This is a genomic window from Cyanobacterium sp., assembly GCF_054166785.1.
The window spans coordinates 52,508-65,469 of record NZ_JBSZCP010000059.1; the positions used below are offsets into that span (position 1 = coordinate 52,508).

The 12,962-nt window shown below is 38.7% G+C and carries 11 protein-coding genes; 7 read left to right on the forward strand and 4 right to left on the reverse strand.

Going from position 1 to position 12,962, the window contains the following annotated elements:
• Positions 1-170: 170 nt before the first annotated feature.
• The gene (locus tag ACXITR_RS12255; protein ID WP_457997503.1) at positions 171-1,031 is read right to left on the reverse strand and encodes an NAD(P)-dependent oxidoreductase; all 861 of its coding nucleotides are present in this window, start codon (positions 1,029-1,031) and stop codon (positions 171-173) included.
• Between the two features lie 18 nt (positions 1,032-1,049).
• Between ACXITR_RS12255 and mltA the strand changes: the two genes are divergently transcribed.
• The 3 genes from mltA (at position 1,050) to ACXITR_RS12270 (ending at position 5,132) form a co-directional block, all read left to right on the forward strand.
• On the forward strand, positions 1,050-2,261 hold the full coding sequence (gene mltA / locus ACXITR_RS12260; protein ID WP_457997504.1) for a murein transglycosylase A: 1,212 nt from the start codon (positions 1,050-1,052) through the stop codon (positions 2,259-2,261).
• A gap of 185 nt (positions 2,262-2,446) precedes the next feature.
• A complete protein-coding gene (locus tag ACXITR_RS12265; protein WP_457997505.1) occupies positions 2,447-3,319 on the forward strand; it encodes a 6-carboxytetrahydropterin synthase in 873 nt (290 codons plus the stop codon).
• 160 nt (positions 3,320-3,479) lie between these two features.
• Positions 3,480-5,132: a hypothetical protein gene (locus tag ACXITR_RS12270; RefSeq protein ID WP_457997506.1), complete on the forward strand. Its 1,653-nt coding sequence runs from the start codon at positions 3,480-3,482 to the stop codon at positions 5,130-5,132.
• 70 nt (positions 5,133-5,202) lie between these two features.
• Here the strand turns inward: ACXITR_RS12270 and glgB are convergent, their stop codons facing one another.
• Positions 5,203-7,482 (reverse strand): 1,4-alpha-glucan branching enzyme, encoded by a 2,280-nt coding sequence (gene glgB, locus ACXITR_RS12275; protein ID WP_457997507.1) that lies wholly within the window; start codon positions 7,480-7,482, stop codon positions 5,203-5,205.
• Positions 7,483-7,662: 180 nt separating this feature from the next.
• Here glgB and ACXITR_RS12280 point away from each other — a divergent pair, with 180 nt between their 5' ends.
• Entirely contained in the window at positions 7,663-8,043 is a 381-nt protein-coding gene (locus ACXITR_RS12280) for an ArsR/SmtB family transcription factor (RefSeq protein WP_457997508.1), read from the forward strand.
• Positions 8,044-8,059: 16 nt separating this feature from the next.
• Here the strand turns inward: ACXITR_RS12280 and hetL are convergent, their stop codons facing one another.
• Entirely contained in the window at positions 8,060-8,785 is a 726-nt protein-coding gene (hetL, locus tag ACXITR_RS12285; protein ID WP_457997509.1) for a heterocyst differentiation pentapeptide repeat protein HetL, read from the reverse strand.
• Positions 8,786-8,970: 185 nt separating this feature from the next.
• On the opposite strand from hetL, the gene ACXITR_RS12290 reads away from it, so the two are divergent.
• Positions 8,971-11,145, forward strand: coding sequence for a glutamine synthetase III family protein (locus tag ACXITR_RS12290; RefSeq protein ID WP_457997510.1), 2,175 nt, complete (start codon positions 8,971-8,973; stop codon positions 11,143-11,145).
• A 60-nt stretch (positions 11,146-11,205) separates the two neighbouring features.
• Here ACXITR_RS12290 and ACXITR_RS12295 read toward each other — a convergent pair whose 3' ends face one another.
• The gene (locus tag ACXITR_RS12295; RefSeq protein WP_457997511.1) at positions 11,206-11,778 is read right to left on the reverse strand and encodes a redoxin family protein; all 573 of its coding nucleotides are present in this window, start codon (positions 11,776-11,778) and stop codon (positions 11,206-11,208) included.
• Between the two features lie 233 nt (positions 11,779-12,011).
• On the opposite strand from ACXITR_RS12295, the gene ACXITR_RS12300 reads away from it, so the two are divergent.
• Complete coding sequence (locus ACXITR_RS12300) at positions 12,012-12,434, forward strand: Fur family transcriptional regulator (RefSeq protein ID WP_457997512.1); 423 nt, start codon at positions 12,012-12,014, stop codon at positions 12,432-12,434.
• Between the two features lie 72 nt (positions 12,435-12,506).
• Positions 12,507-12,911, forward strand: coding sequence for a DUF1824 family protein (locus tag ACXITR_RS12305; RefSeq protein ID WP_457997513.1), 405 nt, complete (start codon positions 12,507-12,509; stop codon positions 12,909-12,911).
• Positions 12,912-12,962: the final 51 nt, after the last annotated feature.

Genomic DNA, 12,962 nt, shown 5'->3' on the forward strand with positions numbered 1-12,962 from the left:
ATGGGGTACGGAAATCAGCATCTTCTCTTATTTTACATTTTTTATTAAGTTCCCAAAATAGCCCTATATATACTATTTCGGGGTTTTTAAATTATTTTTTGCAAGGTAAAGAAAAGATTAATTTTTTTTCTGGGGTAACGGCGGTACTAAGCTCTAAAAATATTCATTAACTATCCATTCTTTTTTATACCTTCAATCAAGGCTGAATAGTCCCCATCTTGATAGCCTTTTTCCATGGCACTTTCCACCACCCCTTGAATCCCTTTGAGGGCGATATTATTAATATTTTTTCCTTCCGTGGCATCTAAAAATAAGTTAATGTCCTTGAGTAAATGCTTAGTGGGAAAATTCGGATTATCAAAATTATTTTCCACCATTCTGGTTAGTTTTTTGTCAAAGGTGGGAGCATACAATGCACTATCGCGCAAAATATCCATGAAAATATCCAAGGATACCCCTTGTTGTTGTAGAAAGCTCAAACTGAGGGCAAAAGTGCTAGTCAATCCTGCAATCATCTGATTTAAAGCCAATTTTAAAGCCGCTGCCTGTCCTACTTCCCCGATTAGATTAGGCTCAGGGCTATAAATTTTAAATAAATATTGCCATTGCTCAAACTGTTGGGGTGTAGCACCTACCATGAGTAATAATTGCCCCTGCTTAACCTGAGGAATGCTACCCAATACGGGGGCTTCTAAATATTCTCCTCCCTTTGCATTGATTTCTTTTAATAATTGTTTACTTTCATCGGGGGCAATGGTACCCATTTGAATAATGGTTTTTTGGGTAAAGGAACTGTTAGAGGATAAAATAACTTTTTGAATGGCGGAAAAGTCCGAGAGCATTAAAATTAAACAGTCCGCAAAGGCGATCGCCTCTTGGGCATTAGTTGTTACAGGAACATTTTGCTCTTTTAAGGGTTCTAATTTTTGAGCAGAGCGATTGTAACCCATCACACTCAGATGTGCCTCTGCTAATTTTTGGGTCATGGGTAATCCCATTAAGCCCGTACCAAAAACAGCTATCTTAGTCATAATTTGAAATATAAAAAAATGGTTTTAAATAATATAAATAAACAATTAAAAAATCAAAACAAAGTATTTTTTCGTTTAAATTTAACAAAATCTATAGCTAATTTATCAAAAGTAAGTTTACTAAATCTTAGTTTAGGACTATTTTTTACCCCGTCTTCATTTGCTCAAAATGTACCCTTGAAACCTGTGGATAGTTTACCGATGCAGGTGTTGGATCAACAAATTTTAAGTCGGGATAGACAATCATTAATTCGAGCCGTTGACCATAGCTTACGATACCTTAACACCGAAAGTGCCAGAAGAGCCTATGAAAATTATTCTGTACCGGGTTTTACCCGTGAGCGAGTAATTGCTTCTTTACGCCGTTTCCGTGAATTGGTGGCAACTTCCCATTCTTCTGCTCAACTGCAACAGGCCATTGAGAGGGAATTTCGTTTTTATCGTTCGGTGGGTCATGATGGGGAAGGTACGGTACATTTTACGGGTTATTTTCAACCAATATATCGTGCTAGTCGTCAAAGAACCGAGGAATTTCGTTATCCCCTTTATCGCAGACCGAGTAATTTTGATTCGTGGACAAAACCCCATCCCACTAGGGCGCAACTAGAAGGAGTGGATGGACAGGGTACTGATAGTGTTATTAAGGATAATGAATTGGTGTGGCTGGGCGATCGCCTTGAAGCCTATTTAGTACAGGTACAAGGTTCCGCAGAACTAAGATTAACCGATGGGCAAACCATGACTATCGGCTTTAATGGAGCAACGGATTTTCCTTACGTCAGCTTGGGGAGGGAATTAATTAACGATGGAAAAGTACCCGCCGAGGAAATGAGTTTACCCCGATTGATGGAATTTTTAGAAAATAACCCCGATCAATTAAGCGTATATTTACCCCGCAACAACCGCTTCATCTTTTTTAAAGAAACAGGAGGACAACCCCCCATGGGTAGTTTGAATGTACCCGTCACCGATGAACGCTCTATTGCCACCGATAAATCTATTATGCCCCCCGGAGCATTAGCATTGATTCATACCCGCATTCCTCAGCTTAATAGGGATGGGCAGATGATTACCCCCGTTGCCAGTCGTTATGTCCTAGACCAAGATACAGGTAGTGCTATAAGGGGCGCTGGGAGGGTAGATATTTTCTTTGGTACAGGAGATATTCCCAAAGCCCAAGCAGGTTTAGTAGATTGGGATGGAGATTTATTTTATTTATTGCTTAAGTAGTGAGTGGATAGTGGGAAGTGGGCAGTAAATTCCTATTACTCATTACTCATTACTCATTACTCATTACTCATTACTCATTACTCCTCATTAGTCAGGCTAGAAAAATTAAAGAATTGTTAAGTTAGGTAAAGGAAAAAATGGTAAAGTAAAGAAAGAATCAGAAACCCAAAATAATAACTATTGCAATGAAATGTATTGTCAATCGCCGAGCTAAATTCAGCGCTAGTCATCGTTACTGGTTGCCCGAATTGTCAGAGCAAGAAAATCAAGAGCGTTTTGGCCTTAATAGTCGTTTTCCTGGTCATGGACATAATTATGTATTATTTGTGTCTTTGATTGGGGAATTAGATCAATATGGCATGGTACAAAATCTCTCCAATGTAAAAAAGGTTATTAAAAATGAAGTGACCAGTCAGTTAGACTATGGTTATCTTAATGATGTATGGGAGGAATTCCAAGAAACTTTACCGACCACCGAAAACATTGCAAGGGTAATTTGGCAAAGGTTAAATCCCCATTTACCATTAACTGACATTTTGTTATACGAACATCCTCAACTTTGGGTTAATTATCAAGGAAAAGACATGGAAGCAACTTTAACTATTCAAACTCACTTTAGCGCCGCCCACCGTTTAGCCTCTAATAAATTAAGCTATGAAGAAAATTTAGAAATATATGGTAAGTGCGCTCGTCCTAATGGTCATGGGCATAATTATCATTTAGAAGTCTCTGTCACAGGGCAGATGGATACTCGTACGGGAATGATTGTGGATTTAGGGGCGTTGCAAAATGTCATTGATGAGTATGTGGTAGAGCCTTTTGACCATACTTTTCTAAACAAAGACATACCCCATTTTGTTAATACTGTGCCCACTGCGGAAAATATTGCCTTTTACATTGCCACTTTATTAAAAGAGCCTGTAAGTAAGTTAGGAGTAGAATTAGAAAAAATTAAACTAATTGAAAGTCCTAATAATTCTTGTGAAATTTTCTGTCGTAATCAGAGTTTTGATGGTGTAGGAGCGGAAGATTCTCAGAAAGTTCCTGCTTTGGCTTAATTTTTGTTGGGGTTGGGGAACACGCCTTGCCCCGTTAAATAACTTTTCAGAAAAGCAAATAAGAGATTTTCTCAGGGTGAGAAACGGCAAAAAGTTTTATACTATTTATCATAGAAAGAATTTTTCTTTTCGATAAAATCAAAACCTACTGACGATTGCCATGTCTTCTAACCAAGAATCATCCACCCGTTACAAAAGTAGATTACTTAACTTTTTTAATCGTCAGTATCTAAAAATTAATTCATCCCTAGGAATATCCGTAAGACAATTTACTCAAACGGTTAATACAGGCATTGCCACCATACTTTATCCTTTTTATGTGCTTTTTAATAAAACTAAAAAATTAGGTAATGTTTTCAGCGGTACATCGGACAATTCAGCTACACAATCATTAAATTCAACTCCCGCAAAACTATCTTCAGACTATATTTTAGAAGAAGTATCTGAGCAAATAATTAATATTCCTGAAATACCTAAGCTAAAAAGAAAGTCAGTCAAAGGTTTAGCAAGTTTAATTGATAATAAAAAGATAATTATAGCTAAGCCAAAAAATCAAGTAAAAATAGTTTTTCCTCCCCGTCACCAAGAAGATATTAAAACTATTATTAATTCAGTGGTTACTGAATATAAAAAGAATCAAGAACTACTGTTAACACCAACACTAAAAGATAAAAAGCAACTTAAACCATCTTTTGGTATTTTTAATCCTTTCAAATTTTTTTCCCGTAAATCCAAAATTATTCAAGATTTAGAACAGCTAAAAGATTCTGATTTAGTTTTAACTAAAACTCCGCAAAAACCTTTAGAAAAAGAAAGCATAGAACCTGACCAAAATAAAATAGTTCTTTTTATAGATAAACTGTTTTTAAAAATTGAAAAAGGAACTTTAGCTTTATTCAATAAAGAAAAAAATATTATCACACCTCAACAAGATAAAGATGAATTATTAAATAATATTGATACCCAAGAAACAACTTATTTTTTAGGTTTAATAGAGGCAGCGGTTAATTACTTTTTTGGTTCAAAAGATAGTCAATCTAAAAGTATTGATAATGTCGCTAATACTCGGCAATCTATTAACCATACCCTCAAGGAAAAATATAATTCTATTACTCAATCAAGTACGGGTAAAGAGATTAACCAAGCTATTCAGGGAATAGTAAATCAAAGTCAAGAACTTTTACCAGTTATTCAAGCTAAAACAGAAAAGCTGATGGTTAAAGGTTTAAATCAGGCTTCTGTGGTAAAGAGTAAATTTGATAATGTGATTACCCAGGATGATAACCCCCTTAATATTCAAGCATTGATTTTAGCTGCGATCGATTATTTTTTTAACGTTAAATTAGATCAAAATAAACCTCTCACATTTTCCCAAAACAGTCATGATTTATTATTAATCGATGGACAAGTAAGTGATCCTTGGTTATCTTGGGAGGACTTATATGGAGAGGAAAAGCCCCCGGCACTTCATCACAATTTAACTCAAAAAGTCGATCATCAAGTTATCATTAATTCCCCTGTAAAAGAAAATTTATCATCACACTTAGAAAAAAAATTAGAGGATCAAGAAGATTCTATAAAACCGATACCATCGGAAAAGAAAACCATTACCTTAGTCAAGGAGACACAATTTACGGATGTGGAAAAGCACCCATCGGAAGGGGATATAGAAGCCAAGGTTGTTACTATGGGTTATGAAAAACACTTCTTGGAAATTATCCTCGAAAAGTTAGATTTACTGATATTAATAATAGAAGAATGGATTTTAAAAATAGTTACTTTTTGTCGTTCATTAATTAAAAAATTATCTTAAAAAAATTCTGCTCAATTTTTTAGCCATAAAAATAAGCCATCGGGTAGGGAAAACCTACCCATCAAAAACATTAATCTGGAGACTTATCACGATTTAACTTAAGCATTAATACACCGAGGGGAGGTAAACATAAATCGAGGGAGCAAGGATAGTCATGGAAAAGCCATTCATCAGTCCATTTTCCGCCCAAATTACCCATATTACTACCGCCATAATCTTTGGAGTCACTGTTAAATATTTCACTATAGAATCCAGACTCTGGTACACCGACACGATAATGGCTATGGGGTTGGGGAGTAAAGTTGCAAACTACAAGAATAAAATCGTCAGAGTCTTTGGCACGGCGAATAAAGGAAACTACGCTATGACGACTATCGCTACAGTCAATCCATTGGAAACCTTCTTCTTCAAAATCTCTTTCATAGAGGGCTGGTTCAGATTTGTAGATGGCGTTTAGGTTGGCAAAAAAGCCTTTTAGTTGACTATGGGATTGATAATTAAGTAGATGCCATTCTAAGTCTTTCCATACATTCCATTCTGTCCATTGCCCAAATTCCATGCTCATAAACATGGTTTTTTTACCGGGGTGGGCAAACATATAGGAAAACAGACTACGGAGGTTGGCAAATTTTTGCCATTCGTCTCCTGGCACTTTACCTATCATGTTACTTTTACCATGGACGATTTCATCATGGGATAGGGCTAACATATAGTTTTCGGTGTGGTGATACCACATACTAAAGGTGACGCTATTTTGGTGGAATTGACGAAACCAAGGATCCATGGCGAAGTAGTCGAGCATGTCGTGCATCCAACCCATATTCCATTTCATGTTGAAGCCTAAACCGCCCATGTAGGGGGGGCGGGATACCATGGCCCAGGAGGTGGATTCTTCGGCAATGGAGAGAATCCCGGGGAAGTAGTTGAAGATGGTACCGTTTACTTGTCGTAAAAATTCTACGGCTTCGATGTTTTCTCTACCGCCATAGTCGTTGGCTACCCATTCTCCGTTTTCCCGGTCATAGTCAAGGTATAACATGGAGGCTACCGCATCTACTCGGATTCCGTCAATGTGGTATTTGTCGAACCAAAAGAGGGCGTTGGCTACGAGAAAGTTACGCACTTCATTACGTCCGTAGTTGAATACTAATGTACCCCAACCTTTATGTTCTCCTTTTCTGGGATCTCCGTGTTCAAATAGATGAGTACCATCGAAGAAGGCGAGTCCGTGACCGTCTTTGGGAAAATGCCCAGGTACCCAGTCAACAATTACGCCGATGCCGTGGAGGTGACATTGATCGATAAAGTACATTAAGTCTTCGGGGGAGCCATAGCGGGAGGTGGGGGCGTAGTACCCTGTTACTTGATAACCCCATGAGCCATCGAAGGGGTGTTCGGCGATGGGTAATAGTTCGATGTGGGTGTAGCCTAGCTCTTTGATGTAGGGAATTAGGCTTTCGGCGAGTTCGCAGTAGGTGAGGAAACGGGCATCGGGTTTGGCATCGGAGGCGGTGACGACTTCGGTTTGTTTACCGTAGTTTTTGGGTAGTTGTTCTTTGGAGGTGTGTAGCCATGATCCGATGTGGAGTTCATAGACGGAGATGGGTTGGGAAAGGGGGTCGGTATTACGACGTTTTTCGAGCCATTCTTGGTCGTTCCACTGGTAGGAGTCTAAGTCGGCAACGATGGAGGCGGTTTTTGGTCTTACTTCTTGGTAAAAGCCGAAGGGATCTGATTTTTCATATATATGTCCTTCCCAGTTTTTGATTTCGTATTTGTAGTGGGTGCCAAAGTCGAGTTCGGGGATGAATAGTTCCCAGACGATATTGTTTATTTTACGCATTTGGTGTTCTCTACCGTCCCAACTGTTGAAGTCTCCTAGGATGGATACGTTACGAGCGTTGGGAGCCCATACGGCAAAGTAAACTCCTTTTACGCCGTTTTGTTCCATGACGTGGGCGCCTAGTTTTTCGTAGATGCGGTGGTGGTTGCCTTCTTTGAATAGGTAGAGGTCATAGTCGGTGATGGTGCTGGATTTGAATTGGTAGGGATCATAGATTACTTTTTCTTGATCTCCTTGTTTTATTTTTAGTTGGTAGTTGTTTAGTTCTTGGGCTTCTATTTCACATTCAAAAAAGTTGGGGTGATGGTGCGATCGCATCTTATATTCTTGCCTAATTTCTGGGGCTATTACGTAGGCTTCGGAGGCTTTGGGTAAATATGCTCTAATTACATAGGTTTTTTTCTCTTCTTCTTCGGAGAGAAGGTGAATCCCCAATATTTCAAAGGGATCATGGTGTAGATTATTAACGATTTGTTCTACTTGTTGACTGGTAATATTACTAGGCATTTAATCTTACGGAGTTAAAAGGTTTTTTAATATGTTGTCATCATGATACCTAGTTTTTCTCCATTGATTCGATAAAATAAGGAAAATACCCCACAATTTACTTCCTTAAATCCATCTAAAATTACGATTTAAGCCCTAAGCTAAATGTCACGAAGGCTTCACTGGATGATAAAATATAGGGTGTACTCTCATGCTGGTTCCATGGCGATCGCAAATTCAGTTCCTCCAGAAGTCTTAGAACAAGTTGCCGAATATTTCAATATACTAAGTAATCCCATGCGTTTGCAGATACTGAACCTATTGGGAGATGGGGAAAAATGTGTGCAAGAGTTGGTGGAAATCACTAAAACCAGTCAGGCAAATGTCTCTAAACATTTAAAAATTATGCTTCAAGGGGGAATCATCAACCGTCGCCCTGAAGGTACTTCCGCTTATTATTACATCGAAGATTCTCTTATTTTTGAATTATCCCACCTTGTTTGTAATCACCTTGCGGAGAAAATGGAAAAACAAGCCCTCAAGTTTCGGAATATTACCCTCGCTCAACAAAAAAAGATTTAACTAATGGAGTATCAAATTAACTATTAAAAATCTCCCCATGGGGCATAATGGCATCGGTAAAGATGGCACCATCTAAGATAGCTCCCGTAAGGTCAGCACCCCGAAGGTTTGCCCCGATAAAAATAGCTCCCGTAAGGTCAGCATAGCTTAAATCTGCCCCCTGTAAACTAGCATTGGTGAGATCTGTAACGAGATTACTTTGATTATAATTTCTTTTGCCAAGGTGAGATCGGCACAACTTCGCTCCATCTAAATTCGCTCCGTACAAAAGGGCTTGGGATAACAAACCATAACTCAAGTCTGCATTGCTCAAATTAGCATTACTCAAATTGGTACGATAATCGGAGGATATGCGAAAATCTGCGTAGATAGCCGTCACATTACTCAAATTTGCCCGTTGAAAATTAACACCGCTAACAATAGCTTTTAGAAAGTTAGCCCCCTCTAGGTTACTTTCCATTAACTGAGCATTGCTTAAGTCTGCATCACGAAAACGAGCCTTTGTTAAATTTCCTTGATTAAAATTTGTCCCCCACAAAATAGCCTCGCTCAAATCTGCATCGCTAAAGTTGCTATGGCTAAAATCCGTTTGTCCTAGTCTCGATTGTCGTAAATCGCCACGGGAAAAGTCGCTTCCAGAAAGATTAGCTTTGATAATTTCTGCATCGATAAGATTAATGCGGGAAAAGTCTTTTTTTCCTTGACTGTATTGATCAAAAATTTTCTGTATGGTGAAGTTCATTTTCCCTTCGCTAAAAAATATTTATAAAAAAGACCTTATAATTATTTTAACGTGAATGGCAAAACAAGTTGAAGTTGTAACACTCAATTAATACTTTTCTCAAAAAAATACAAAAGTGTTCATGATGAACTATTTAATAATTACATAATCATTATCCTGAGAGATTATCCTTAAAATAAAAGACTATGAGTGGAAATCAATCAAGGGTTCAAGCCATTTATCAAATCACCAACAGAGAGATAAAACCGTTCAATAGCCCCAAAAGATTGGAAGAAATGTGGGCAAAGGATGTTTTTACCCTCAGCAAAATGCAAGAGTGCCTGCCCAAAGACGTATTTAAATCCCTACAAAAAACTATCCAAACAGGACAAACCCTCGATCTCTCCATTGCCGATGTAGTTGCCACTGCCATGAGAGATTGGGCAATTTCTAAAAAAGCTTTGTATTACGCCCACGTATTTTACCCCCTCACCAACTCCACCGCCGAAAAGCATGACGGTTTCGTATCAGTACAGGGTGATGGCTCGGTAATTTCTGAATTTGCAGGAAAAGTATTGGTAAAAGGAGAACCTGATGGCTCATCTTTCCCTAACGGTGGTATTCGTAGCACCTTTGAGGCGAGGGGATATACCGCTTGGGATGTTACCAGCCCTGCCTATGTCATGGAAACTGATAATGGTGTTACTCTTTGTATTCCTACCGTGTTTGTTTCTTGGACTGGGGAAGCCCTTGACAAAAAAACTCCTCTCCTTCGTTCCAATGCGGCTCTCAATAAATCTGCTCGTCGGGTGTTGGAATTGTTAGGACATACGGATATTTCCCCCATCAACTCCAGTTGTGGAGCGGAGCAAGAATACTTTTTAGTGGACTCTAATTTTGCTCACAGTCGCCCCGATTTACTTTTGGCTGGAAGAACTTTATTCGGTAAGCCATCGGCTAAAGGACAGGAATTTGATGACCATTATTTTGGTGCGATTCCTGAGCGGGTACAAGTATTTATGCAAGATGTAGAGGAGTCCATGTATCGTCTAGGTATTCCTGCGAAAACTCGCCATAATGAGGTAGCCCCCGGACAATTTGAATTAGCCCCCTTCTTTGAAAGTGCTAACGTGGCTACGGACCATCAACAATTGACCATGACCATTTTAAGGAAAATGGCTAAAAAGCATGGTTTTGTTTGTCTTCTCCATGAAAAACCTTTTGCGGGAATTAATGGTTCTGGAAAGCACGTAAACTGGTCTGTGGGTAATGCTACTCAAGGTAATTTATTAGATCCGGGTGATACTCCCCATAGTAATGCTCAATTCCTTCTTTTCTGTGCGGCGATTATTCGAGGTGTCCACAAGTTTGGTCCTTTGATGCGGGCGGTGGTGGCTTCGGCTAGTAATGATCATCGTTTGGGTGCTAATGAGGCTCCCCCTGCGATTATGTCTGTTTATCTTGGTTCTCAATTGGAGGATGTATTTGAGCAAATTCGTAAAGGGGAACTTAAGGGCTGTAAATTGGCTCAAACTATGAATATTGGTATTGATACTTTACCTATAATTCCTAAGGATCCGGGCGATCGCAATAGAACTTCTCCTTTTGCCTTTACGGGGAATCGTTTCGAGTTTCGTGCGGTGGGTTCTGGTCAATCGGTAGCAGGTCCTTTGGTAGCCATGAATACTATTTTGGCGGACTCTTTACAGTGGGTTGCAGAAAAGTTAGAGGCTGAGTTGAACGCAGGTACGGAGCTTAATGATGCTATCCAAAAAGTCCTCAAAGAAATCATGGAAAAACATGGAGCTGTGGTTTTTGGCGGTAATGGTTATTCTGAGGAATGGCATAAAATGGCCGTGGAGGAAAGAGGTTTGGCTAATTTACCTACTACCGCTGATGCTTTACCTAGTCTTAAATATAAGGAAGTTGAGGAGTTATTTGACCGCATGGGAGTCCTTTCCCCTGTGGAGTTGGAAAGTCGTTTTGAGGTATATGCCGAGCAGTATATTCTTTCCCTTGAGGTGGAAGCAAAATTGGTAGTCAGCATGGCGAAAACTATTATCTATCCTGCGGCTATTAATTATCTTTCTAAACTTACCAGCACTATGGCTAATCTACATAATATTGGTATAAAGTTAGATACCTGTGCGATCGAAAAAATTGCCACTTTAGTTAATCAATTAATAGCAGAGGTGGAAAAACTCAGCGAAGCCCTACATAAAGAAGACTTTGCCGATACTGAAGACCATATGAAGTATTTTGCCCAAACTATTCTTCCCATTATGAATGAGGTGCGCAAATACGCCGATGCCCTTGAGGGTGAAGTGGATGATGAATTATGGCCTTTACCTACTTATCAAGAAATGTTGTTTATTAAATAACAGCTAACAAAAAAAGGGGTGTAAATATACACCCCCAAAAAACTAAATTATTTTAGGTTATTAACCAACAAATTCTTTTACAGGGTCACAAACTCCCGCAGGAGCAGTACCTTTGAGGTAAGCTAACATGGTATCAGCATCGGACACTTCAAAAGGATCCGCAGGGCAGTTATCTTCATAACCAGGCTCTACAAAGATTTTTTCGATGGTGCAGTCATTAACAAGCATGGAATAACGCCAAGATCTTAGACCAAATCCCAAGTTAGACTTATCTACTAACATACCCATTTTGCGGGTAAATTCAGCGTTTCCATCGGGTAATAAGAATACATTTTTAGCTCCGATTTCTCTGCCCCATTTGAACATTACAAAGGCATCGTTTACGGATACACAAATTACTTCATCAACACCTTGAGCTTTAAATTCTTCGTACAACTCTTCGTAGCGAGGAAGGTGATTAGAAGAACAAGTAGGGGTGAATGCTCCGGGTAGAGAGAAAACTACTACTTTTTTGCCACCAAAAATATCTTCGGTGGTTTTGTCTTCCCAACGGTAAGGGTTAGAACCTTCTACGGATTCGTCACGGACACGGGTTTTGAATACTACACTAGGTACTTTTTCGATAACGGCCATATTTTACCTCTTCTATAAATGGTTAATAAAACTTTACGTTTTTTAAAATGACGTTTGAAGTCATTTCTGATTGCTTCTATCTCAGAATAACTCTTATTTAAGAATTTGTCAACAACAATAATTATTCATTTTTGTTAAGGTATAGTTAAGGTTAGTTGATTAATAGTTGAAAATTAATTATTAATTAGACTATAAATTTGTAGTGTAGGACTGAGATTTTTTTTTACTTTGTCATGGCAAAAAAAGCAGATGAAATCATCAATGTATTAAAAGCAAAAGGGTTGAGGGTGACACCACAACGCTATGCTGTGTATGCAAATCTGTTGAGTAGAAATGATCACCCCACGGCAGAAAATATCTTAACGGATTTGAATAAAGATGCTCCGACTTTGTCTCAGGCGACAATCTATCTTTCTTTACAAACCCTTCGAGATGTGGGACTAATTCGTGAGGTGTTGTTGCAAGAAGGGGTGTGTCGATATGATGCAAATGTATCTCCCCATCACCATTTTTATTGTAAGCATTGTGGAAAGATTGAGGATATTCCTTGGGAGACTTTTTCTAATCTAGGGATGGATAAGTTGCGCCCGGGGCTTAAGGTTGATCATTATGAGGTAATTGTGCAGGGAGAGTGTAATTCTGGCTGTGAGGGCTAAGGAAGGATAACTTGCTTTGGGGTTTGTTTTTGAGCTACGGTGGAAATGATTTTATTTTGTGGATGTGGTTAAATGAATTCTGAGGTAAGTTCCGCTTTACAAGTTTTGAAGGGTTACAGTGGTCTTAAAACCAAAATTCCGGCTTCTGAGGAGGAGAAAATTGAGTTACAAAAGTCTCTTTTGCTGGTGGTGGCTGAGGCGGACTATTTTAATTTGGGTATTTGCTCATCTAGTTATGATGAGGGTTTTTCTGGGTTAAATAGTTATTTAAGGGCTTTTGGTTATGAGTTGGATATTAGTCGAGATGAAACGGATGGTAATGCGCCAACTTATATCAAGTTTAACGGGGAAAGGTTGTCGAAGATAGTTTCCGAATACACGGGGGATTATCGTGGGGTGTTGGTGACTATTTTTTCTGATGTTAATGAGTCTATTTTAGGGACTTATGGACATTTACCTTTGTTTTTATTTGACTGATATTTGTGGAATTTTTGAAGATATTTTGTTGGGTTTTAACCCAACTTAGGT

What these genes read in the sequence shown, in the direction of transcription:
- ACXITR_RS12255 (WP_457997503.1), bottom strand. Translation starts at nt 1,031, where the DNA reads ATGACTAAGATAGCTGTTTTTGGTACGGGCTTAATGGGATTACCCATG.
- mltA (WP_457997504.1), top strand. Translation starts at nt 1,050, where the DNA reads ATGGTTTTAAATAATATAAATAAACAATTAAAAAATCAAAACAAAGTA.
- ACXITR_RS12265 (WP_457997505.1), top strand. Translation starts at nt 2,447, where the DNA reads ATGAAATGTATTGTCAATCGCCGAGCTAAATTCAGCGCTAGTCATCGT.
- ACXITR_RS12270 (WP_457997506.1), top strand. Translation starts at nt 3,480, where the DNA reads ATGTCTTCTAACCAAGAATCATCCACCCGTTACAAAAGTAGATTACTT.
- glgB (WP_457997507.1), bottom strand. Translation starts at nt 7,482, where the DNA reads ATGCCTAGTAATATTACCAGTCAACAAGTAGAACAAATCGTTAATAAT.
- hetL (WP_457997509.1), bottom strand. Translation starts at nt 8,785, where the DNA reads ATGAACTTCACCATACAGAAAATTTTTGATCAATACAGTCAAGGAAAA.
- ACXITR_RS12290 (WP_457997510.1), top strand. Translation starts at nt 8,971, where the DNA reads ATGAGTGGAAATCAATCAAGGGTTCAAGCCATTTATCAAATCACCAAC.
- ACXITR_RS12295 (WP_457997511.1), bottom strand. Translation starts at nt 11,778, where the DNA reads ATGGCCGTTATCGAAAAAGTACCTAGTGTAGTATTCAAAACCCGTGTC.
- ACXITR_RS12300 (WP_457997512.1), top strand. Translation starts at nt 12,012, where the DNA reads ATGGCAAAAAAAGCAGATGAAATCATCAATGTATTAAAAGCAAAAGGG.
- ACXITR_RS12305 (WP_457997513.1), top strand. Translation starts at nt 12,507, where the DNA reads ATGAATTCTGAGGTAAGTTCCGCTTTACAAGTTTTGAAGGGTTACAGT.